The 20,804-nt window shown below is 61.9% G+C and carries 23 protein-coding genes; 7 read left to right on the top strand and 16 right to left on the bottom strand.

Annotated elements, in window-relative coordinates; translation table 11 throughout:
• Window positions 1–9 precede the first annotated feature (9 nt).
• Window positions 10–777: a DUF5672 family protein gene (locus M2337_RS13765; protein WP_264570700.1), complete on the bottom strand. Its 768-nt coding sequence runs from the start codon at window positions 775–777 to the stop codon at window positions 10–12.
• Complete coding sequence (locus M2337_RS13760; protein WP_264570699.1) at window positions 774–2,384, bottom strand: glycosyltransferase family 2 protein; 1,611 nt, start codon at window positions 2,382–2,384, stop codon at window positions 774–776. The genes M2337_RS13765 and M2337_RS13760 overlap by 4 nt, the downstream gene beginning before the upstream one ends.
• A gap of 503 nt (window positions 2,385–2,887) precedes the next feature.
• Between M2337_RS13760 and M2337_RS13755 the strand changes: the two genes are divergently transcribed.
• Window positions 2,888–4,003, top strand: coding sequence for a glycosyltransferase family 4 protein (locus tag M2337_RS13755; RefSeq protein WP_264570698.1), 1,116 nt, complete (start codon window positions 2,888–2,890; stop codon window positions 4,001–4,003).
• Here the strand turns inward: M2337_RS13755 and M2337_RS13750 are convergent.
• The 4 genes from M2337_RS13750 to M2337_RS13735 all read right to left on the bottom strand — a co-directional run bounded on the left by M2337_RS13750 (window position 3,963) and on the right by M2337_RS13735 (window position 8,643).
• Window positions 3,963–5,213, bottom strand: coding sequence for a capsule biosynthesis protein (locus M2337_RS13750; protein ID WP_264570697.1), 1,251 nt, complete (start codon window positions 5,211–5,213; stop codon window positions 3,963–3,965). The two genes, M2337_RS13755 and M2337_RS13750, sit on opposite strands and share 41 nt — an antisense overlap.
• Complete coding sequence (locus tag M2337_RS13745; protein ID WP_264570696.1) at window positions 5,210–6,733, bottom strand: capsule biosynthesis protein; 1,524 nt, start codon at window positions 6,731–6,733, stop codon at window positions 5,210–5,212. Before M2337_RS13745 ends, M2337_RS13750 begins: the two co-directional genes overlap by 4 nt.
• 129 nt (window positions 6,734–6,862) lie before the next feature.
• On the bottom strand, window positions 6,863–7,699 hold the full coding sequence (locus M2337_RS13740; RefSeq protein ID WP_264570695.1) for a 3-deoxy-manno-octulosonate cytidylyltransferase: 837 nt from the start codon (window positions 7,697–7,699) through the stop codon (window positions 6,863–6,865).
• 23 nt (window positions 7,700–7,722) lie between these two features.
• Window positions 7,723–8,643, bottom strand: a complete 921-nt coding sequence (locus tag M2337_RS13735) for a KpsF/GutQ family sugar-phosphate isomerase (RefSeq protein WP_264570694.1) — start codon at window positions 8,641–8,643, stop codon at window positions 7,723–7,725.
• Window positions 8,644–9,156: 513 nt separating this feature from the next.
• Between M2337_RS13735 and M2337_RS13730 the strand changes: the two genes are divergently transcribed.
• Entirely contained in the window at window positions 9,157–10,386 is a 1,230-nt protein-coding gene (locus tag M2337_RS13730; RefSeq protein ID WP_264570693.1) for an alpha/beta hydrolase family protein, read from the top strand.
• A gap of 115 nt (window positions 10,387–10,501) precedes the next feature.
• On the opposite strand, the gene rpsD is transcribed toward M2337_RS13730, so the two are convergent.
• The 7 genes from rpsD to rpiB form a co-directional block, all read right to left on the bottom strand.
• A complete protein-coding gene (rpsD, locus tag M2337_RS13725; RefSeq protein WP_181560017.1) occupies window positions 10,502–11,116 on the bottom strand; it encodes a 30S ribosomal protein S4 in 615 nt (204 codons plus the stop codon).
• 163 nt (window positions 11,117–11,279) lie between these two features.
• Entirely contained in the window at window positions 11,280–12,458 is a 1,179-nt protein-coding gene (locus M2337_RS13720; protein ID WP_264570692.1) for an acyltransferase family protein, read from the bottom strand.
• A gap of 152 nt (window positions 12,459–12,610) precedes the next feature.
• Window positions 12,611–13,762: a TrmJ/YjtD family RNA methyltransferase gene (locus tag M2337_RS13715; RefSeq protein ID WP_264570691.1), complete on the bottom strand. Its 1,152-nt coding sequence runs from the start codon at window positions 13,760–13,762 to the stop codon at window positions 12,611–12,613.
• Between the two features lie 77 nt (window positions 13,763–13,839).
• Entirely contained in the window at window positions 13,840–14,301 is a 462-nt protein-coding gene (gene nrdR / locus M2337_RS13710) for a transcriptional regulator NrdR (RefSeq protein ID WP_181560014.1), read from the bottom strand.
• On the bottom strand, window positions 14,302–14,508 hold the full coding sequence (locus M2337_RS13705; protein ID WP_264570690.1) for a hypothetical protein: 207 nt from the start codon (window positions 14,506–14,508) through the stop codon (window positions 14,302–14,304).
• Between the two features lie 16 nt (window positions 14,509–14,524).
• Complete coding sequence (glyA, locus tag M2337_RS13700) at window positions 14,525–15,844, bottom strand: serine hydroxymethyltransferase (RefSeq protein WP_264570689.1); 1,320 nt, start codon at window positions 15,842–15,844, stop codon at window positions 14,525–14,527.
• A 53-nt stretch (window positions 15,845–15,897) separates the two neighbouring features.
• On the bottom strand, window positions 15,898–16,350 hold the full coding sequence (gene rpiB, locus M2337_RS13695; RefSeq protein ID WP_264570688.1) for a ribose 5-phosphate isomerase B: 453 nt from the start codon (window positions 16,348–16,350) through the stop codon (window positions 15,898–15,900).
• A gap of 76 nt (window positions 16,351–16,426) precedes the next feature.
• On the opposite strand from rpiB, the gene M2337_RS13690 reads away from it, so the two are divergent.
• Window positions 16,427–16,678, top strand: a complete 252-nt coding sequence (locus M2337_RS13690; RefSeq protein ID WP_413716203.1) for a hypothetical protein — start codon at window positions 16,427–16,429, stop codon at window positions 16,676–16,678.
• An 11-nt stretch (window positions 16,679–16,689) separates the two neighbouring features.
• Here M2337_RS13690 and M2337_RS13685 read toward each other — a convergent pair whose 3' ends face one another.
• The 3 genes from M2337_RS13685 to M2337_RS13675 are packed head-to-tail and all read right to left on the bottom strand — an operon-like array spanning window position 16,690 to window position 18,011.
• On the bottom strand, window positions 16,690–17,160 hold the full coding sequence (locus M2337_RS13685; protein ID WP_264570687.1) for a PIN domain-containing protein: 471 nt from the start codon (window positions 17,158–17,160) through the stop codon (window positions 16,690–16,692).
• On the bottom strand, window positions 17,157–17,387 hold the full coding sequence (locus M2337_RS13680) for a type II toxin-antitoxin system Phd/YefM family antitoxin (protein ID WP_264570686.1): 231 nt from the start codon (window positions 17,385–17,387) through the stop codon (window positions 17,157–17,159). The genes M2337_RS13685 and M2337_RS13680 overlap by 4 nt, the downstream gene beginning before the upstream one ends.
• 60 nt (window positions 17,388–17,447) lie before the next feature.
• The gene (locus M2337_RS13675) at window positions 17,448–18,011 is read right to left on the bottom strand and encodes a helix-turn-helix domain-containing protein (protein WP_181560009.1); all 564 of its coding nucleotides are present in this window, start codon (window positions 18,009–18,011) and stop codon (window positions 17,448–17,450) included.
• A 96-nt stretch (window positions 18,012–18,107) separates the two neighbouring features.
• Between M2337_RS13675 and M2337_RS13670 the strand changes: the two genes are divergently transcribed.
• The 4 genes from M2337_RS13670 (at window position 18,108) to purQ (ending at window position 20,625) form a co-directional block, all read left to right on the top strand.
• Window positions 18,108–18,578: a DUF6456 domain-containing protein gene (locus M2337_RS13670; RefSeq protein WP_264570685.1), complete on the top strand. Its 471-nt coding sequence runs from the start codon at window positions 18,108–18,110 to the stop codon at window positions 18,576–18,578.
• 288 nt (window positions 18,579–18,866) lie between these two features.
• Complete coding sequence (locus tag M2337_RS13665; protein WP_264570684.1) at window positions 18,867–19,640, top strand: nucleotidyltransferase domain-containing protein; 774 nt, start codon at window positions 18,867–18,869, stop codon at window positions 19,638–19,640.
• Window positions 19,641–19,691: 51 nt separating this feature from the next.
• Window positions 19,692–19,925, top strand: coding sequence for a phosphoribosylformylglycinamidine synthase subunit PurS (purS, locus tag M2337_RS13660; RefSeq protein WP_264570683.1), 234 nt, complete (start codon window positions 19,692–19,694; stop codon window positions 19,923–19,925).
• Between the two features lie 25 nt (window positions 19,926–19,950).
• On the top strand, window positions 19,951–20,625 hold the full coding sequence (gene purQ / locus M2337_RS13655; protein WP_181560005.1) for a phosphoribosylformylglycinamidine synthase subunit PurQ: 675 nt from the start codon (window positions 19,951–19,953) through the stop codon (window positions 20,623–20,625).
• The last annotated feature ends 179 nt before the right edge of the window (window positions 20,626–20,804 follow it).

Raw genomic sequence — 20,804 nt, 5'->3', positions numbered from 1 at the left:
TTCGACGGTTCAGCGGCTTCCGCGCCAGCGATCGCTCAGCATGGTCGCTGCCCGCCTCAGCCCTTGCTTGCCTCCAATCATTTGAGCAAAGAGAGGAAGGAAATCGGGCTTTATTGTGCTGCGTTCGTCAAGCGACCGGTAGATAGCCCAGAATTCTTCGCGTCCGATCGCCTCGGGCATGTTGAAGACGCCGTGAAATCCGAATGTTGGCCTGCTTGGCCGGGTCCTCTCGAAAGAGAATCTTTCCGCAACATCGACGTCAGCAAAGCGTACGCCATGACGCTCGACGAGCCACGCCCGGTTTTCTCGGCAGATTGCGACATCTTCGGGGTGGGAAGCGTGAAAGGCGGGGTCCAGACAGGCGTGAAGCAGGCGCTTTGAACGAAGTGAGAACCCCCCGTTACCGACTTGTCCGCCGGTCTGAAACTGGGGCCACACCGCTCCAATATAATCATAGTTGAGAAATTTGTCGCTCCAGGCGGTGGGGTCGAGGAGGAATCCGTCCCATTGGACGATCAGGACGTGGCTTGTCCTGACATACGCGGCGAGCTCCTGTAGTAAGAATTGTGAATAAGCGCTGGCGCTGAGAAGCGGGGCGATGGGAATGACCCGAATGTCGGCTCTCGCGACAGGCGCGTCGGTAAACAGCAGACATTCGCCGAAATCGGCAATCGAGAGGCAACGCCCCAGCGCACTGACGGTCGCCTCCACGTTCACCGATGTGACGGCACAAAGCGTGACGTCGGGGAGTTGAAGACGGGATCGGGGCAGGCTCATGACTTCAACACGAATTGTTCGCTGTATCGGCTCAGCGACGGATGATGATAGGGGTCAATTGCTGTGTCTGTATGCCAGCGTTCCTTTAACGCGGCGAGCTCTGCGGCAAACCTGGTGCGGTTCGAATGGTGGCTGTCCTTGCCTCGCGATTTCGATTCATGGTGTATCAGTGTTGCGCGCGGTTCGTAGAAAGACTGCCAGCCTCTCTCATTTAATTTCAGGCAAAGGTCGACGTCATTGAACGCCACCGGAAATCTCTGCTCGTCGAAACCACCCACCGCTCGAAAATAATCGCAGCGGACCAGCAGGCAAGCCGCAGTGACAGCCGTTGTAAATTGCGGAAGATTGTGACGGGAGAAATAGCCTTCGTCTTCTGGCCTCAGGTAGCGATGCGCGTGGGCAGCGCCGCCTCCCACACCAATCGAAACGCCGGCATGCTGGATCGATCCATCAGCGTACAGCAGACGGGCGCCGACCGCGCCAATTCCGGGTTTGACCGCTTGATGCGCCATGTACGTGAGCCAGCCGGTATCAAGCATCTCGATGTCGTTGTTCAGGAAGCAGATGAGCTCGCAGTTCGCCAGCGTCACAGCCGCATTGTTCATGGCGGCATAGTTGAACGGCCCATGGAACGCCATGACACGACACTGCAGTCCCTGGATCTGCTTGAGGTAGGCGAGCGTTGCGGGGTCGTCGCTGTCGTTGTCGATTACGATGACGTCAAAGCGAGGATATGCGGTTTGTTGCAGGCCTTCCAAACAGGTCCGCAACAGCTCGACGCGGTTTCGAGTCGGCACGATGACGGTGGTTGACGGCAAGTCGTTGTTCCGGTCATCCGATCCTCGGATCTGAGGCGGCCGCGGTTCCGGCCTGAGGCGGCGATGATGCAAAACCTGCGGAACATGCTCAATGCTGGCTGGGTTGGCCGCAATACGCTGCCTGATCAATTGCGAAAGCCAGTTCTCGCGTTCCGCGATATCCTTGAGTTCGGACTCCTCGTCGATGCGTATCGCGCACGCATGGGACAGATAATCGTGCCACCGAAAAAGTTCTTCATTCCAGCGCGGCTTGAAGTGCGGGCTATACCGCCAGCCTCGCTCATCGCACAGATCGTCATCTGCGTAGATGATCGTAGCTTGCGACCTGGCTGCCGCGGCTGAATAGGCTGCGAGCGCACTGGCGGCCAGCCGGTCTCCTGGCAGCAGCGGAATGAGCCAGAACGGAAGTTCCGGGATCGGCGGTGGTGCAAGGCCAGGCCTTCCAAGGCGTATGACATCAATTTGTCCGCTTGCCTGTTCCAATGATGCGAGCGTGTTGCTGAGCCCGCTTTCACCGTGGCTGACGTCCAGCCCTATGACCATCTTGGCAGTGGGAGCGGCAATGCAGGTAGCAGTTTCGTCATTTCGGATCTGCCACAAGAGGTAGGCGCGTGAGGAAGCGCCAAGTAGCGGTTCGAGCATGGCGCGCGATCGTACACGACGCCGGAACAGCCGCCACCATAATGCAGCGATATAGATGCGAGGACTGGCACGAAATGCATCGACGTGGACACGCGCGGTAAGCCACGCACGCTGAAGGGCGGTCGCCTTGGTAGCAATTACGTCCATAAGGAATGACCTTCACCAAACCTGATTGGGGGTGTCGAGCTTCCGCTTCGTAGCATCAGCAGTCAACTGAGGCTGGCCATCCCAACCCTTGATCGAGGCACGGACAGTGCGGGATTGCAGGCATGGTGAAGGTGATGGGGTGCGGCGGCATGAGGGCTTTCTTGGAACCTGTGCGACTGTTCTTTTCTGCTATCGTCGTTGCGCGCCGCTTCGGTGACTGCTGCGCACGCCAGCCATAATGAGAGCAGGAGACTTGTCTAGCACTGATCGGTCGCTAGCGCAGTTGTTCGGGAGAAATTCAGTTGCGCGTGGCCAAGTCATATGCATTTGTCTCCGGAGACACCCGTTACCACCACACCTATTCGGTGCTCGCATGACTAAGGACTAGAGTCATCGCAAAAAAATCGTTGAAGTTGCCCCACAGCTCCCCACTTCTCGATGTCTCGCGCCTCGTTTGGAGGGCTTGGTACAGGAGATTGCCTACAGGCATTGATCGGACCTGCTTGGCCTATGCCGCGCATTTTCAGGGTCGCTCACAAGCAGTTGTCCAGTGGGGCGGACTGACTCGCGTGCTCACTGCGAAGGCAACCGAGCAACTGTACGGCTGCCTCATTGAACAAGGGAAGGGGGATGTGCGCGGGCGGCTCCTTTCCATGTTGCCAGCGAGCCTTATCGGTGCGCGGGACGCTGCGTTAGCCGGCCGGCTCTATCTCAATGTCGGCCACACGGGACTCGACAAGGCTGTTCATGCCTCTTGGCTGCATCGCACCCAGGTTCGGCCGATCTACTTCGTTCACGATCTCATCCCGATCCGCTTTCCAGAGTACTGCCGGCCCGGAGAGGCGGAAAAGCATCGCCGACGCCTCCAGGCGCTGCTGAGTCATGGCGTGGGGATCATTGGGAACAGCCGCCACACACTCGATGAAGTCACCCGATTTGCTACGCAGCAATCCCTGTCGACGCCACCGTCCTTGTTGGCGCCGCTGGGTCTGGCCGATCCGCAATGCCCTTCAGCAGCCGATGTGCCAGCGCAACGCCGTGCCAGGCCCTATTTCGTCGTTCTGGGCACCATCGAAGCTCGTAAAAACCATCTGTTGTTACTCACTTTATGGGCTGAACTCGCGCGTCGTTTCGGCTCTGCATGCCCGCAACTGGTGATTATCGGTCAACGGGGATGGGAGTGCGAGCAGGTGATCGATATGCTCGATCGTTGTGAGGCGATCCGTGAGCACGTCGTTGAGCTACCATCTTGTGATGACACTACGCTGGCCGCCTGTATGCGGGGTGCACGCGCTTTGCTTTTTCCATCCTTCGCGGAGGGCTATGGCTTGCCGCTTGTCGAGGCACTAGCGGCGGGAACGCCGGTAATAGCAAGCGACTTGCCCGTCTTTCGTGAGCTTGCCGGTTCCATTCCCGACTATCTAAGTCCTATAGATGGAATAGGCTGGATGAACGCCGTCGAAGATTATGGGAGTCCTGCGAGCTTCCGGAGGTCGGCGCAGCTCGAGCGCTTGCGAGGGTGGGAGCCGCCAAGCTGGTCGGATCACTTCAACAAGGTCGATGAGTGGCTGAACCAGATCAGCCAAATGCCTGTATCGGGGCTTGTGTCCGCAAATTGACACGACTGCCAAGCAGTCGTTCCAAGGCAGACTCCACGAGCGTGCTGGTCGCAGATTGGCTGGCCAGCCCGCCGTAGATCAGGCAACGATCATACAAGACGCGGCGAAATGCCTCATAAGTCTCTGCGTTCGGCGCCTGGGGGTGAACCCAGAACTCGTCCAGGCGACCTTGATGTGTGATCTGAGGAATGTTGTAGATTGCCTTCCCTAGGGCAATAGTCGGGACGCCGGCAGCGAGCGACAACGAGGCTGAGGTACTGTTCACGGTCACCATGCCGCTTGCTGCTTCAGCAAGTTCGCCAAGGTTGCCGCCGGCTATGGGTATCACTCGATCTGAGACACCCATTTTCTTCGCACGCTTGACAATGTGGCGGCGCCAGCTGCGGAAGCTGCTGTCAAGCGGATGCTCCTTGATCACCAGCCTTATGTGCTCCGGGGCGCGGCGAGCAAAGCTGTACAGCACATAGTCCATCGCCTCTCTCATGTCATGAAAAGGGGAATGCTCGCGAATTTGGAAATCGGTGGAGAGTTGCAACGGGAAGAGGAAATAGGGGGTTCCGGAAAGGCTGGATATTGCGGCCTCTGTGCGGACAGCTTCCTGCTTCTCTCGGGCGAATTTGTGCAACCAGCCGATGCCCTCGGCCAAGAGCGAACCCTGCCGGTGCGAGCGGTAGTAAGGATAGAATGGGCGGCCGAGAAAAACGCGCGAATAATAGTGATATGCGTCACGCGCGCGGCGACCGAAATTGGCGGTAATCGTTGGACGATCCGGTACAGGAGGTAACTCTTTTGCTTCCTGCAGATAAAAAGCCGGATCCCTAGATAGCGACGAGTTTCCATTGACGCCGCTGGGCTCAAGCGTGAGCCAGTCGGGGCGGATATAGCCTTCCTCGAAAACGTGGACGTCGATCTTGCGCAACTGCGCCATGCGGTGGGCTGCCATGTGTAATGGACGGCAGTCGCCGAAGAGTATGATATCAGTGATAGCGTGGTCGTTGAGAAACCTGTCGATGAACAGGGTCCAGCGTTTGCGGGATCCGCGATAATTTGTGGCGGGCCCCGGCCAGTCTGCTGCATCGCCGCCGTTTAGGTTGATGCGAAAAATGCCGCAGCCAAAGCCCTTTAACCGTTGGCTTAGTTGCCAAAAGAACGTGCCAGGAGGCCCTTGAAGGAACAGAAAGTTCCGCTGCGTTATGGGTTGGAATTTCATCGTAATCCCAAAATCTGCGCCGAAGCGCGTCTGGCCCACCCCACCAACCGTCGCATCGGTACTAGTGCAAAATTCTGCCGCTGAACACCAGAGATCAATCGCATGACGAGCATTTCAGCGGAGCAGGGCAAATTCGTCACAGGGTCGAGATAACGTGGGTAGCGCAGCAATACGGCAGCGACCAGGTCGTCAAGCGAGCGCGAGCGCCCGCGGCGTGGCATCGGAGGCCCGAGGTCAGTGGTCAGGCCCCAGCCTGCGTAGAACGGCGTGCCGTGGGCCGTCACGGGCTTGCCCTGCAGCAACGCTTCGAAGCCTGCAAGCGATGTAATGACATGAACTTCATCGACCATCGCGATGAGGGCGCCGATGGGACTTGCCGGTTCGACCGCATCCGCCAAATTAAAGGCCAAGCGCTGTGGAATGCTGCCCCGGCGATGCCCGGCCTGGACGTCCGGGTGTGGTCGGTAGACGATCCAGGCGTCGGGCGCGTTCGCACGTACCCGTTTCAACAGTTCCAGGTTTGAGCGGACTTCGCCGCCGCCAAACTGAACAGAGCGGTCGTCTTCCACTTGCCCTATGACTAAAAGATGCTGCCTTGCGCGCCCCGCGCGAAGAAGTGGAGCGGCCTTCCCGACACCATATTTGCTGATCCCGCCTTGTACGATCCAATCACGCAGCCGACCTGCACGCACCAACTCCTCAGTTGAGAAATCATGGCAGGCCAGCATCTCTTCGAGCCGGTTAGGGCGGGTCGGATCGTAGTGGACGCCAAGGTCATCGGCCACAATGGATAGCGGCGGTATGCAATCTGCGCCGAGCCCGGCGGACCTGATGAAACCATCCTCCACCTCTAACAGCCGCCATGGCCCGGCTTCAAGCGTGGCCAGAAATGGCGCGGGGACGCGCGCCTTCCAAACCGCGATGGTTGCTTGTTCAGGAATGGTGGCCAGTGCCTCAGGCGACGGCGCAAGAAACGGGACAGGCTTCCCAGCCCAGAGCAACGGATCGATCGTTTCGCGTTTCCAGAGCGCAAAGCCGAACGCACCTGCAATCGAGCGATTGGCCTCGATCAGCGCGCGCCATTCCCCAATAATAGCGACGAGTTCGAGTGCGCTGATCGGCTCGCCAGTGAAGGGGCTGCAATAACTGACGTCGGCCAACAGGAAGCGATCTATAAGATCATGGAGAGTACTGTCCATTTCCGGGGCGCCAGGTTCCATGCCGGACAAGGCCTCAAACGGACCTTTACCGTTCAGGAGGACCTTTTGACCACCGATTGCCGCCAGCAAGGCTTTGGGGTCGGCCGCGGAATACCGCATGGGGGAATCGACAGGCTGTGGGGCCTCGCGGGCGGTTGGCGCCATATGTTCGAGCCAGAATGGTCCCCCGACCTTCAGACGGCGCATTTCTTCGAGCAAAAGGGTGGGGCGCGCGCGTTGTGTTGCGCCGCTGCCGGATCGGATGTGGTCAAACGGCTTCGCGCCGGGAAAGGGCGGAATCGCAAAGATCGTGTGCGCCACTCCAGTCACAGACTGCGGTCCTCGGCTACCCAAGCGGGTGGGAACCGGTAGGGCGCTGTAGCTGGCGGCCCGAGAGAGATGCAGTCAGGAAATAGATCCATGCTTGCAGAGGCCGCCACTGCCGACGACTCATTCCGCCGTCATCGCACGATCATGAAAAATCTTCTCCACGATTGCGACGTCGGACATGTTGTTTACCTCGACCATCGCAAAATCGGGTTCCGGGAACACGAGCACCTTCACGGGAATGCCGTGCACGAGGAATCGAAGTTGCTCAAGGCCTTCAACCGTTTCCAGCATCGTGACGTCTAGAGAAACGTAGTGTTCAAGTGCCGCGCGTCGATAGGCATAAAGGCCAAGATGAAGATAGATCGGTCGCTCGTCGTCAGGCAGAGTACCGGATGGTAAATAGGGGAGAAGACGCTTGGAAAAATAGAGTGCCTCGCCCGCAGCGTTCATCACAAGAGTGGTTCCGCCGACGCGCCCCGCCTCCGCATCGTCGGCGAGATGGCGATAGGTGGCCTCGGTACACCTGATCCCAGCCGTGCAGACCTGTACGTCAGGATTGTCCATCATATAGGTGATGAGCGACTTAACAAAATCCGGGGGCGTCAGCAGCGCATCTCCCTGGACGTTCACGAACACGTCAGCGTCAGGAAACAGATCTAGGCAGGCGGCGACACGTTCGGTCCCGTTTCGACAGCTTTCGGGCGTTTCGACTGCCTGGCCTCCGAATGACCGAACGACGTCAATGATCTTGTCGTCATCGGTGGCGACACAGATATGAGCGCCGGTCCCAGCGCGCTTGGCAGCGAGATGGCTCCACTGAACGAGGGGACGCGCAACGCCATCAGCCCCTCGAATTTGCGTCAAGGGCTTACCGGGAAAACGCGTGGATCCGTAGCGGGCAGGAATGATGATCACCGGATCTGACGGATCAGCGCGAGTAGAATCGACTTGGGACATTACAGTCATTCCTCCTCTTATTTTTAGAGGAGATGGCCCAAATCGTGAATGTGCAAAAGGCCAATCGTGCGCGAGGGCTGCTGGCTGTCCATCACGAAGAGCACGGTGACGCGCGCATCCGTCATCAGCTTGACCGCATCATCCGCAATTGCACTGCTCGAGATGGTTTTCGGCGAATGAGACATAATGTCTCTCGCGCGGCCGGTATGGATTAAATGAAAATTGCGTCGAAGATCACCATCGGTGATCACGCCGACAAGCTTCCCGGCATTATCGGTGACGCCAACAGCACCCTTCGCTACCGCTGTCATCTCGAAAATTGCATCGCGAAGGGGGGCGTCGAGGCCGACGAGCGGCAGCGGACGACGCCGGTCGATTATGTCACCGATCGGGGAAAATCGATTGCCGAGGCTGCCTCCTGGATGCCACTTGGCCATCGCTTCGCGATCCACGCCACGCCTCCGCATCACGCTGATCGCAAGGGCATCCCCAAGCGCGAGCGTCATTGTGGTCGATGTGGTCGGCGCCATCTTCACCGGGCACGCCTCTTCCATCGCCGGCAATTGCAGTACGACATCGGCTGCTTTGGCAAGCGGCGATTCCAGCTTGGAAACGATCGCGATGATTCTGATGTTGATGGACTTGGCGTGCGCAACAAGCGGTCGCAGTTCTTGAGTGAAACCTGAGTTGGAAATGACGATGAGAAGATCTCCCGTCTCCAACATTCCAAGATCGCCGTGAGCAGCTTCGCTTGCATGTACAAAAAAGCTGGGAGTTCCGGTCGCCGCAAGCGTCGCCGCGATTTTCTTGCCGATGTGTCCTGATTTGCCCAAGCCACTGATCACAACGCGGCGTTCTGTCTCCAAAACATTCTCAACGGCAATGCTGAAGCTTCTGCCGAGTGAATCTGCCAATACGTGGAGCGCTTCGGCTTCCTTCAGCACGACAGACCGCCCGACTGTGACCGATTGATCTGGCGATGCTTCCCCATAGGAGCGGGGCTGTCTCAGCGTGTGGAAAGCTCGGGCTTGCTCGGCTTCAGCGCTGCTGGTCGCTGGATTGCCGCTGCTAGGAGTTGATCGGAAATCCGATGCAGTATGCCGAGCTTCCATAAATCTATTTAACTCCCTTAAGCGTCGGTGGATGGCTAAACCGCGCAATAAAGCTGCGCAAGGCATTTTTTGCCTCGCAGCATTTCATCGCTTGATGCGAACAACTGGTCTCAGAACGCCACTTTAAGCGAAAATGCGTCAAGGCACTTAAGAATTGGTTACGTCTATTTTAACATTTCGCCATCTATCCGAGTATTTCCCGAATCACCGTCAACTGAGCGGTGCGAAGTGAGTTCGGCCGCGCAAGCCGCTCGGCAAGTCTTCGGCCGACCCGATATTAGATCTGCAGAACCTCCGATCCGTCAGCCCGGTTCAGTTCTGACAAGCACCCGGCGCGAGGCGCACGTGGGCAAATCATCCATCAACAAGCAACACCCAGATCGCAATGTCAGTGCGTGCTGCCAGTTCAATAACAAGCAGCCTAGTCATGATACCCGGCGATGCTATCACGGACTGACCGTGCCAGCGAACAAAGGGGGGATTGCCACGGGTTCCGCAGGACTGGTCACGCGCGTGACTGGTAGTAGCTTGTTCAGCGTATTTGTTTGTCTTGCGGGTGGCGTCACGCCTGTTTGGGCAGCGGATGCGCGTCTGGAACTGGAGCAGGCTGCTGCTGCCTTCGGTGTGCGTTCTTCTGTTCGGCAGGCGAGCTTGTCGCCGGATGGCGTGTTGCTTGCGACGGTTGAGGGTGTTGGCGCCGGCGGTGCCGACGTGCGCATTCTTGACCTCACCCGTGCCGACTCCCCGACCAGTCGCGATCGTCGCAGCGCGGGGAGACCCGGAGAGCTGGGCTGGTGCCGATGGAGTGGAACCAGTCGCCTGCTGTGCAACGTCTATGGCGTGGTTTCGCTCGACAGTGTTGAACTCAGTTATATCAGCCGCCCGATAGCCGTGGACGCGGATGGCAAGCGGATGCAGACGATCCGGATTCCGGGCACCGGTCGTGACGCGTTGGGCTATAGGCTGCTTGGGGGCTCGGTACTTGACTGGAATACAGGGCGTGATGGCCATGTGCTCCTGCTACGCTCATATGTCCCCGAGGTTTTGACGGGGACGCGCCTTGCCCACACGGACGACGGGCTTGGCGTCGACCATATCGACACGGTTTCACTTCGCACTGTGTCCCGGGTCGAGCGCGCCCGCCCGGTGAACAAAGAATTCATCAGCGATGGGCATGGATGCATTCGGATCCGCGGTATCGATCCTGCCCTGACTTCGGGGCATTATTCATTCGGAACCGATCTCGAAAGGCTGAAGGGTGAGTGGTCCGGCTGGAGCAATTATTATCTGCAGAAGGACTTCATCGGCTCCGGCCCTCATATCGAGCAGGGTTCGCCTGCCCGGCAGGCGGGGCGCATCAAGGCGCCGGTCCTCATGTTCCACGGCACCTTCGATCGCAACGTGAACGTGGGCCAGTCACGGTTGATGGCTGATCGGCTGCGGCAGGCTGGCAAGGACGGGACGCTGGTCGTCTACGAGCAGCTGGACCATTACCTGGATGACAGTGAAGCGCGGAGAGACATGTTGGTCCAGTCCGCCAACTTCCTGCAGAAAGCGCTGAACGCCGCGCCTTGAGCGCGGCGTTTGGCCTCGGCCACGAGGCTGCGTTGCAGAGCAGGCGCGCGATCATGCAAAAAGGCGGCCCGTTGCCGGACCGCCCTTTTTGAAATCTGCCTGAGAGGCCGATCGATCAGCGCGAGTAGAACTCGACGACCAGGTTCGGCTCCATCTTCACCGGATAGGGCACCTCGTCCAGCGTGGGGACGCGGGTGTAGGTGATCTTGGTGGCGCCATCGGGGGCGAGATAGTCGGGGATGTCGCGCTCGGGCAGGCTCTGCGCCTCGAGGACGAGCGCCATTTCCTGCGCCTTCTTGCCGAGCGTGATCTCGTCGCCCGGCTTCACCAGACGCGACGCGATGTTGCACTTCACGCCGTTCACATAGATGTGGCCGTGCGAGACGATCTGGCGAGCCGAGAAGATCGTCGGCGCGAACTTGGCGCGGTAGACAACCGCGTCCAGACGACGCTCGAGCAGGCCGATGAGGTTCTGGCTGGTGTCGCCCTTCATGCGGCTGGCTTCGATGTAGCTCTTCTTGAACTGCTTCTCGGTCACGTCGCCATAATAGCCCTTGAGCTTCTGCTTGGCGCGCAGCTGGATGCCGTAATCGGACATCTTGCCCTTGCGGCGCTGGCCGTGCTGACCGGGGCCATATTCACGCTTGTTGACCGGGCTCTTGGGGCGGCCCCAGATGTTCTCGCCCATGCGACGGTCGAGCTTGTACTTGGCGCTTGTGCGCTTCGTCATGATGACTTTCCTTCAATTGCGAACAACGTCTGCCGCGCCCTGAAAGGGTTTGGCGTCGATCCCGGTCTTCGCCTGACACTCATTTTCAGAGGCAGGGCCGCCGCTGCACCGGGGTGCGGGGCCGATTGCGAAGGCGCGCCTATGGCGGGCGAGGGGCGGAAAGTCAAGGTGCCGTCGCGGTGGCGGTCTTTCGCGCGGGGGCTGTGGACAGGCGCGGAAGCTCCGGCCCCACGCCGTCATACAGCAGGCGCAGGGTAGGGGAGGTCTGGACGATGCGCCAGCAGCCCCAACTGAGCGCCATGGTGAGCGCTGTGATCACGCCGGCCTTTACCACCACCGGCATGGCGATATGCTGGCCGAGGACGACGAGGGCGGCCGTGATTGGCAGATGGACGAGATAAATCACGAAGGCTCCGCTCACCAGCGCCTGCACCGCCCGGCTTGGCCTGTCGGCCAGTCGCTTCATGGCAGCAATGAGGGCCTGCGTCATGGTGATCGCCGCGATGGTGCCGATGAACCGCTCGGTCATTGGATGCACGTCTCGCCCGATCTGGAGGTACAGCAGGGTGGCGGCGAGGGCGATCAGCGCAAGCAACGCGGAAGGCTTGTGCAGTGCTGCGCGGAACTGGGGGGCGCGGCAGACCAGCCAGCCGAGCGCGAACCACGGCGCGAACTGGATCAACTGGTCGATCCGCAGGATTTGCTGGGGCAGGTTGGTGGCAAAACCCCAGGCATAGAAGAGCTCGATCGCGCCAGCCTGCCAGGCACCGATCACGACGCCGAGGCCGATCACGGCCGCTGCCATATGCCGGCCCAGCCAGTCATCGAGACGCGCGGGAAGCACAGCCTGCCCCGCGCGCGGTGCGAGATGACAGAGCAGGGCGGCCGCACCGCAAAGATAAAGCAGCACGATGATGAACCACAAATGCCGCACCCAATATCCGCCGGATTGCAGGCTGTTCTTCTCCAGCGAGCCCAAGGCGCCCCATAGACTGAAATTGGACAGCTCGGTGAACAGGTTGAGCAGCGGATTGAGGGTAAGCAGCGCCGCGATGAAGGGTAGGCCGAGGCGGATCAGGCGATTCTTCATCCACGCACCGGGCGCGCGGCGCATCAGCAGAAGTGCAGCGAAATAGCCAGCAATGACAAAGAAAGCGGGCATTCTGAACAGATGGATGATGCCGGCGATCCAAGTGAAAACCAGATCGCCTTCGCCGGCATTGACGATCCACACGTCATTGGCGCGGTAGGCCATGGCGACATGATAGGGAATGCCGAGCAGCATGAGCAGGGCGCGCATGGCGTCCCAATGATGTTCACGACCCGAAACGTCTGTTCTCATTCTTCTTCCTGACGCGCACCAGCCTTGAACAAGAAAGCGCTCGGGCACCAGAGCGGTGGCACGGCTGGCCGCGATGGCAGGGAGGTTCGTCGGTTTTGACGCGCAAGATGGGCCTCAATGGGCCTGTCGCGCGGTGTCAGCGTCGCCGATTGTCAGCGCGGGCGCGGATTGGCCAGCGCAGAAAGAACGCCGCGCAGCGTGCGCACTTCGAGGCTGTTCCAGCCGGGCTTGGTGAGCACGCCGCGCAGGGTGCGACGTGTCGCCGGGGCGCGATCGGGCGGGTAGAAATAGCCGGCTTGCTCCAGCATTCCATCGAGCTGGGCGATCATGCCCTCCAGCTCTTCCTGGGGCGCGGGGGGCAGCAGGTCGGTGTGGGTCGGCTGGCTGAGCGCCGCCTGCTTGGACCATTCATAGGCGCACAGGATGACGGCCTGCGCGAGGTTGAGCGAGCCGAACTCCGGGTTGATCGGCACCGTGAGGATGGCCCGGGCAAGCGCGACATCGTCGGTTTCGAGCCCGGAACGCTCCGGGCCGAAGACGATGGCACTGCGCCCCTGCGCAAGGTGGATATCCCGCGCGGCTTCTTCCGGCGTCGCGACAGGCTTGGTCACGCCGCGCTTGCGCACGGTGGTGGCATAGACATGCGGACAGTCCGCGACGGCATCGGCCAGCGTTTCAAAAACCTGCGCGTTGGCCAGAACCTCGTCCGCGCCCGCGGCTGCGGGGCCTGCCGCCGGATTGGGCCAACCATCGCGCGGGGTGACCAGCCGCATCTCGGTCAGCCCAAAATTGAGCATCGCCCGCGCCGCCTTGCCGATGTTCTCGCCGAGTTGAGGGCGGACGAGGACGATGACGGGGCGTGGGGTGTCATGCCCTTGTACTTGCTCACTTTCCTCCGTTCGCCCTGAGCGAAGTCGAAGGGCCGAGCTGAGCGCAGGCGAGGCAGGAGCGCTGACGGAAGGAAATGCGGCTGTTTCTTCCCCGTTCGTCCTGAGTTGCTGCTGAGCCTGTCGAAGCGGCGTATCGAAGGACTTGCGCGCCGCTTCCTTGAGGGCCGCAAAATCTCCCGCGATCAGCGCTTCCTTCTTCTTGCGTGACCAGCCCTTGATCTGTCGCTCCGCACTCAATGCTTCCTCGCGCGTTCCGAACGATTCCGACCACGAAAGAGCGACCGGCAAGCGCGTTGCTGTGTAGCCGGGAATTGATCCAGACTCATGCTGGGCAATGCGCAGGTCCAGATTATCCGTATGCCCGGCATAATAGCTGCCGTCGGCGCACTTCAGCAGATAGGTGTAGAAGCTCATGGCAAGGCCCTTCGATACGCCACTTCGACAGGCTCAGTGACTACTCAGGGCTAACGGGGTGAGGGCGACGTGGTGCCTCACTCCCGGCCAACCTCACGGATCGACCCTGCAAAGGATTCAAAATCCTTCGCCTCGGTAAAATCGCGATAGACGCTGGCAAAGCGGATGTAGGCGACGCTGTCCAGGCCCTTGAGCCCTTCCATCGCCAGTTCGCCGATGCGGGCGGCCGGGACTTCCGTCTCGCCGCTGGTTTCCAGCTGGCGCTGGATGCCGGAGACCAGCCGCTCGATGCGCACCGTGTCGATCGCCCGCTTGCGGCAGGCGATTTCGATGGATCGGGCGAGCTTGTCCCGGTCGAAGGGTTCGCTGGTGCCGTTCGATTTCGCGACGGCGATGTCGCGCAGCTGGATGCGCTCGAACGTGGTGAAGCGCGCGCCGCAGCCTTCGCACTGGCGGCGGCGACGGATCGCGGCGCCGTCCTCTGTGGGGCGGCTGTCCTTCACCTGGCTGTCTTCATGGGCACAATAAGGGCAGCGCATTTAGCGGCGAATCCTCTGCCAGAAGGCGATACCGGCGCCGGCCACAAGGCCGAGCGGCAGCGAGACCACCGGAAGGACCAGCCCGGCCACGGCGCCAATCGCCGCGCCGGTCAGCACTGGCTTGGTGGAGGGATGGGCAAGCCCCTGTTTGGCCATGCCGGTGGCTTCCGCCTTGGCGCGCTGGGCGAGATCGTCGGGCTTGCTCATCGGTCGCGGTCCTTGCTCAGTAGATTGGGAAGGCGGCGGTGAGGGCCTTCACCTTCTCACGCACATGCGCCTCGATCTGGCCATCGCCTTCATCGCCATTGCGACGCAGCCCCTCGACCACTTCGGCGATCCAGCCGCCGATCTGGCGGAACTCGGCCTCGCGGAAGCCCCGCGTGGTGCCCGCCGGGGTGCCGAGCCGCAGGCCCGAGGTGACGAATGGGCTCGCAGTATCGAACGGCACGCTGTTCTTGTTGCAGGTGATGTAGGCGCGATCCAGCGCCTTCTCGGCGGCCTTGCCGGTCGTGTTGCGCGAGCGCAGGTCGATCAGCATCAGGTGATTGTCCGTGCCGCCCGAGACGACGGCCACGCCAGCGTCGGCGAGACTGGCGGCCAGCGCCTTGGCGTTGGCGACGATCTGATGCGCATAGGCCTTGAATTCCGGCTGCAGCGCCTCGGCGAAGGCGACGGCCTTGGCGGCGATAACATGCACCAGCGGACCGCCCTGCAAGCCGGGGAACACAGCCGAGTTGAACTTCTTGGCCAGCGCCTCGTCATTGGTGAGGATGATGCCCGAGCGCGGGCCGCGCAGCGACTTGTGCGTGGTCGTCGTCACGACATGGGCGTGCGGGAAGGGCGAGGGATGCGCGCCACCAGCGACGAGGCCGGAGAAGTGCGACATGTCGACCAGCAAATAGGCGCCCACTTCATCGGCAATCGCGCGGAAGGCCGCGAAGTCCCACACGCGCGGATAGGCGGTGGCGCCCGCGATGATGAGCTTGGGCTTGTGCTCGCGCGCCTTGGCGATCACCTCGTCCATGTCGAGCAGCTGGTCTTCCTTGCGCACGCCGTAGGACACGCAGTTGAACCACTTGCCGGACATATTGACCGGCGACCCGTGGGTGAGGTGGCCACCCGCCGAGAGATCGAGGCCCATGAAGGTGTCGCCCGGCTGCAGCAGCGCGAGGAACACTGCCTGGTTCATCTGGCTGCCGCTATTGGGCTGCACGTTGGCGAAGTCGCAACCGAAGAGCTTCTTGGCGCGCTCGATGGCGAGGTTCTCCACCACGTCGGCCCATTCGCAGCCACCATAATAGCGCTTGCCGGGATAGCCCTCGGCATATTTGTTGGTGAACACGCTGCCGGTCGCTTCCAGCACCGCCTTGCTGACGATGTTCTCGGAGGCGATCAGCTCGATCTTGTCCTGCTGGCGCTTGAGCTCGCCCTGAATGGCGGCGAAAACCTCCGGATCGGCGTCCGCAAGGCCGGTCGAGAAAAAGCCCTGAGCGCGGATGGCGGGCTGGTTGTCGAGATCGGCAGCGGCTGGCGAGGCAGTCATGAGCGGATGTTCCTTGTTATCAGACGTCTGTGTTCAACGGATCGGGCGCGGCATCACGCCGTCGTGGCGAGCGCCGGCGGATTGCCGAGCTTGCCGACGCGACGAGCGTGGCGATCGCCGCCGAAATCGGTGGTGAGAAAGGCGGTAAGGCAGGCCTTGGCCATTTCCGGCCCAATCAGGCGGGCGCCCATCGCGATCACGTTCGCATCATTATGCTCGCGCGAAAGCTGGGCGGAGAGCGGCTCGCTCACCAGCGCGCAGCGGCAGGTCGGATCGCGATTGACGGCAATGGAAATGCCGATGCCCGAGCCGCACAGCGCCACGCCGCGCTCGGCGCGCCCGGCGGCGATCTCGGTGGCCAGCTTGTAGCCATAATCGGGATAGTCGACGCTCTCGCCCGCGGCGGGGCCAAGATCGTTCACATCATGACCCTGCTCGCGCAACCAATCGGCCAGTGCGGCCTTGAGCTCGGTGGCGGCATGGTCGGAAGCGATGGCGATACGCATGGCAGAAGGTCCCCGGCCCAACTCTGAATCTGAACGAGTCGGCTTCGCGCCGCTATCTAGTATCCACGGGCCCAGAATGCCACCGTGGATTGCGTGGCTGCGCGGCTGGCGCTATCGGGCGGCCATGAGCGGGACCATTCTCTCCATCCTCATGCTCGCCGGCATCGCGCTGGGCGTGGGCGGCATCTACATGATCGGCTGGCGGCACGATGCCAAGCGCGGCTGGCTGATGATCATCGCGGCAGTGGTGATGTTCATGAATGTGGCGATCTGGACGATCCCGGTGGCGGAGCCGGGCGCGGCGGGCGTGGCGAACGCCGGGGAGTAAGCGCTGCAGCGTTAACCGGTCGCGGTTTTCAACAGGGCCTTGAGCTTCGGGTGCCATGTGGGTGCCAGCGGGTTGATAACGGTCAGACCGCGCGTGACGAAGCCATGTTGCATATCCTCGGACAGGAGCAGGTTGCAGCCCGCTTCCGCCGCCGCCGTGATAATCAGGGCATCCCAGAACTGCAGTTTATGATCGACCACGAGATCGGCAGCCGCCAGAGCAGTGCGCGCCTCGGAAGCCGAGGTGCCGAATGCGCTCGCGAATTCAAGCAGGATGGCCCGGGCCTCGTCGGCACTGGCGCCGCTGCGGCGCAGGACGACGAACAGTTCGCCGAGGGTCTGTGCCGGTGCGATGAGGCTTGCCACCTCGGCAAGCTGCGCCACCAATGCGCGGATCTTTGCGATCTTGGGGTCATCCTCCGGGGCACGGCTCACCCCTGCGAGATAGGCGAGGATGTTACTGTCGAGCGCAACGCGGCTCATTCGTAGAGATCGTCACGCGACCATGCCCCGGCGTGGCGGACCGGTAGATCGGCCACAAATGCGAGCAAATTGCGGACCGACTGTGCTTCCTGATGCCGATCGATGGGGAGGACACGGGCAACGGGTCGTCCGCGTGACATCACGGTAAAGCTCTCGCCCTCCGAAACTTCGCGAAGAAGTTCTGAGAAATGTTGGTTGGCCTCGCTGGCGGTGATCGCTTTGTCCATCCGATCAAATTAGTGGATAACACTAACTTCGGCAAGTTGGCTCAGCGGAAACGGTACACCTCACAAATCCCGGATCAGCCGCACCGGCAAGCCGATCCAGGCGGGGTCGTTCACCACTTGCTGGCGCATGCCAATGCCGAGCGGGAGGAGGTGGAGCATGGCGCCGTCGCGGCCGATGAGGCGGCCGAAGAGGAAGCGGCCGGCGGGGCGGGGCACTAGTACGTCGCGGTTGAGTGCGTCGGCGAACCGCTCCGGCGGCAGGGGTTCGCACCACAATTCGTCTCCGGCGCGGTAATCGCCAAGGGCGGCGGTCATGCGAATGCCAAGCGCGCCTTTGGGCACGGCGGGCGGCACCAGCGTCAGCGGGCGGCTGGGCGCGCCGGCGCCATCTGGGCCGACCAGTGCGGCGACGGGCACTTTTTCGCTGGCGGGCAGATCGACCAGATCGCTGGCCTGCACATCCAGTGCGGCGGCGATGCGGTTGAGCCATTTCACCGATACGGTTCGCGTGCCTGTTTCGAGGCGTCCGATGGTCTGGGCTGTGGTCGGGGGTTCGCAGCGGGCCGCCACTCCCTCCAGCGTGAGGCCCCGCGCTTTGCGGACTTCCCTGATCCTCGTAATCATCGGCTCACCTGATTGTTAACCTCATCGGTTCGCTATGTCCTACATTTGTCGCCACATGGCAATGGTCTTTGCGACTCGAAACGGGAGACGCAGGGCATGGCTGAACGGCGCGGTAAGACAGTGGAACAAGTGATCGAAGGGCCCGATGGGCGGCGCGAGCGCGTGATGGTCAACATCGCAGAATCGCCGACGAGCTGGCTCCATGCCCGTGGGATGCTGAGCCAGCGCCAGTTCGATGCCGCTGAGGCGCTGCGCCGCGATTGGGAACAGGCCGGCATGGGCGCGCGCGTGACGATGAACTGGGATCTGGCGGCCGTACCGGTCCGCGCCGGGCGGGGCGGGGCGCCCGGCCAAGCGCCGACGCTCGCAAGAATGAGCGCGCGCGACCGGCTGAATGGCGCGCTGGCGGCTGCCGGCCCCGGGCTGGTGGATATCCTGTGGCGGGTCGTCTGCGCGTGCGAAAGCCTCGTCGCCGCCGAACGCGCGCTCGGCTGGCCGGCGCGGGCCGGCAAGCTGGTGCTGGGCTTCGCGCTGGATCGGGTAGGGGATTTTTACCGGATTCGATAAGCCAGCCACCGCTTCACGGTTGCTTGCATAGCGCCCCTCACCCTCGTCATTCCCGCGAACGCGGGAATCCAGCTTCGACGTTGCCTTAACGCGCCGGCGCTGACCTGGATTTCCGCGTTCGCGGGAATGACGGAGGAAGTGAGAGGGACGCGTTCCTTCGGTGGGGTGCCCACCTTGTCCGCGCCCAGGTCCTTCCGATCCGCCCCAGCCCGCCGCCACCTCAAACCCGATCCGCTCTGGCTCAGGCGCATTTTCTTCCGCGCGCGGGGCTGATAAGGCGCCGCCATCATGATGACCGATCCCGCGCGCGCGCTGGCCATTGCCAAGTCCATTTTCCTCGAACGCTTTCCCGGAGCCGATTACGCCTTTGTGGCCGGTTCTATCATGCGCGGTGAAGGGCGCGCCTGGTCGGATATCGATCTGGTGGTGGTCTATCGCGCGCTGCCGCTGGCGCATCGGGAATCGGAGACGGTCGACGGCGTGCCGGTCGAAATGTTCGTGCACGATCCCTCCACGCTCGCCTGGTTCATGGAGCAGGATATTGCCAAGGGGCGCCCCTCCTTGCTCTCTATGGTGGCCGAGGGCGAAGTGATCGGGCGGCGGATCGCGCTCGGCAAGGTGCTGCAGGCAAAGGTCGCGGCGCGGCTCGCGGCGGGGCCGAGGCCGCTGAGTGCCGAGGCGCTCGAAGACCTCCGTTACCAGATCACGGACGCCCTGGACGATCTGCGCGGCGAGCGCAGCCGCGCCGAGAAGCTGGCCATCGGCGCGCGACTCCACCCGCTGCTAGCGGAACTGAGCCTGCGCACCCGCGACTGCTGGAATGGCGCCGGCAAATGGCTGCCCCGCCAGCTGGAGGCCGCGCAACTGGGCCTCTCAAGCCGCTACGAGACCGCCTTTGCCGACCTGTTCGGCGCCGGGCGGGCTGAAGCAGTGCTGCAGCTGGGCGAAGCAGAACTGGCACGCGTCGGCGGGCGCTGCTTCGACGGGTTTCGGCGCGATGCCCTGGCTGCGCAACGCATCGACACGCGCTCACCCCTTGCGGCGACGAAAGACCGGGTCTAGGGCCGGCGCATCCGATCACCATCACCGATCAACATGACAAGGACAGTCCCGATGAAAGCCCGCGTGTTCGTCACCTTGAAATCCGGCGTGCTCGATCCGCAGGGCAAGGCGATCCAGCACGCGCTGGAAGGGCTGGGCTTTGGCGGCGTCAATGATGTCCGCGCCGGCAAGCTCATCGAGCTCGATCTGGCCGACGGCACCAGCGAAGACGAGATCGACGCCATGTGCCGCAAGCTGCTCGCCAATACGGTGATCGAGAATTACCGCATCGAGGCGATCGGCTGAGCCGGCGACAGGAAGGACGTTTCCGATGAAAAGCGCTGTCATCGTCTTCCCGGGCTCCAATTGCGACCGCGATCTGGCCGTGGCCTTCGAGGCCGTGAGCGGCGCCAAGCCCGAGATGGTCTGGCACCGCGAGACGGAATTGCCGGAGGGTCTGGACCTTATCGGCGTGCCCGGCGGCTTTTCCTATGGCGACTATCTGCGCTCCGGCGCCATGGCGGCGCGCTCGCCGATCATGCAGGCCGTTGCCCAGGCGGCATCGCGCGGCACCTATGTGCTCGGCATCTGCAACGGTTTTCAGGTGCTGACCGAAGCGGGGCTGCTGCCGGGCGCACTGATGCGCAATGCCGGTATTCACTTCGTTTGTCGCAGCGTGGCGCTGACCGTGGAGAACAGCCAGAGCGCGTTCACCAGCGGCTATGAGGCCGGCCAGACGATCAACATCCCCGTCGCGCATCATGACGGCAATTATTTTGCCGATGCGCAGACGCTGGATCGGCTGGAAGGCGAGGGCCGCGTTGCGTTCCGCTATGCTGAGGCCGTCAATGGATCGGCCCGGAACATCGCTGGCATCCTCAACGAGGGCGGCAACGTGCTGGGCATGATGCCGCACCCCGAACGCGCGATCGAGAAGACCCATGGCAGTACGGACGGGCGCCGGATGTTCGAGGGATTGACCGAAGGCCTGCTCGCGCGCGCCTGAGGGTTTGCGGGCGCCGGTTGGAGCGACGGGCGGGCTTGCTCCCCATTCCTCGTCACCCCGGACTTGGTCCGGGGTCCAGCTTTCTTGGGATGCCTGAACCTTCGGCCGCATTGAAGCAGCGGGACCCCGGATCAAGTCCGGGGTGACGAAGGTGGGATAGGCTGGTGCTCGATGCTCGC

Origin of the sequence: Sphingobium sp. B2D3A (assembly GCF_025961795.1) — a bacterium.
GTDB lineage: Bacteria > Pseudomonadota > Alphaproteobacteria > Sphingomonadales > Sphingomonadaceae > Sphingobium.
The sequence above is the reverse complement of the archived record's forward strand: the minus strand, read 5'-3'. Positions and strand labels throughout refer to the sequence as shown.

Bases quoted from the DNA above. Each gene is read 5' to 3' on its own strand.
- M2337_RS13720 (WP_264570692.1), bottom strand. From the start codon at position 12,458: ATGAGAACAGACGTTTCGGGTCGTGAACATCATTGGGACGCCATGCGC.
- purS (WP_264570683.1), top strand. From the start codon at position 19,692: ATGAAAGCCCGCGTGTTCGTCACCTTGAAATCCGGCGTGCTCGATCCG.
- glyA (WP_264570689.1), bottom strand. From the start codon at position 15,844: ATGACTGCCTCGCCAGCCGCTGCCGATCTCGACAACCAGCCCGCCATC.
- M2337_RS13685 (WP_264570687.1), bottom strand. From the start codon at position 17,160: ATGAGCCGCGTTGCGCTCGACAGTAACATCCTCGCCTATCTCGCAGGG.
- rpsD (WP_181560017.1), bottom strand. From the start codon at position 11,116: ATGACGAAGCGCACAAGCGCCAAGTACAAGCTCGACCGTCGCATGGGC.
- M2337_RS13765 (WP_264570700.1), bottom strand. From the start codon at position 777: ATGAGCCTGCCCCGATCCCGTCTTCAACTCCCCGACGTCACGCTTTGT.
- M2337_RS13760 (WP_264570699.1), bottom strand. From the start codon at position 2,384: ATGGACGTAATTGCTACCAAGGCGACCGCCCTTCAGCGTGCGTGGCTT.
- M2337_RS13705 (WP_264570690.1), bottom strand. From the start codon at position 14,508: ATGAGCAAGCCCGACGATCTCGCCCAGCGCGCCAAGGCGGAAGCCACC.
- M2337_RS13680 (WP_264570686.1), bottom strand. From the start codon at position 17,387: ATGGACAAAGCGATCACCGCCAGCGAGGCCAACCAACATTTCTCAGAA.
- M2337_RS13740 (WP_264570695.1), bottom strand. From the start codon at position 7,699: ATGTCCCAAGTCGATTCTACTCGCGCTGATCCGTCAGATCCGGTGATC.
- M2337_RS13675 (WP_181560009.1), bottom strand. From the start codon at position 18,011: ATGATTACGAGGATCAGGGAAGTCCGCAAAGCGCGGGGCCTCACGCTG.
- M2337_RS13665 (WP_264570684.1), top strand. From the start codon at position 18,867: ATGATGACCGATCCCGCGCGCGCGCTGGCCATTGCCAAGTCCATTTTC.
- purQ (WP_181560005.1), top strand. From the start codon at position 19,951: ATGAAAAGCGCTGTCATCGTCTTCCCGGGCTCCAATTGCGACCGCGAT.
- M2337_RS13670 (WP_264570685.1), top strand. From the start codon at position 18,108: ATGGCTGAACGGCGCGGTAAGACAGTGGAACAAGTGATCGAAGGGCCC.
- M2337_RS13750 (WP_264570697.1), bottom strand. From the start codon at position 5,213: ATGAAATTCCAACCCATAACGCAGCGGAACTTTCTGTTCCTTCAAGGG.
- nrdR (WP_181560014.1), bottom strand. From the start codon at position 14,301: ATGCGCTGCCCTTATTGTGCCCATGAAGACAGCCAGGTGAAGGACAGC.
- M2337_RS13690 (WP_413716203.1), top strand. From the start codon at position 16,427: ATGCCACCGTGGATTGCGTGGCTGCGCGGCTGGCGCTATCGGGCGGCC.
- M2337_RS13715 (WP_264570691.1), bottom strand. From the start codon at position 13,762: ATGAGCTTCTACACCTATCTGCTGAAGTGCGCCGACGGCAGCTATTAT.
- rpiB (WP_264570688.1), bottom strand. From the start codon at position 16,350: ATGCGTATCGCCATCGCTTCCGACCATGCCGCCACCGAGCTCAAGGCC.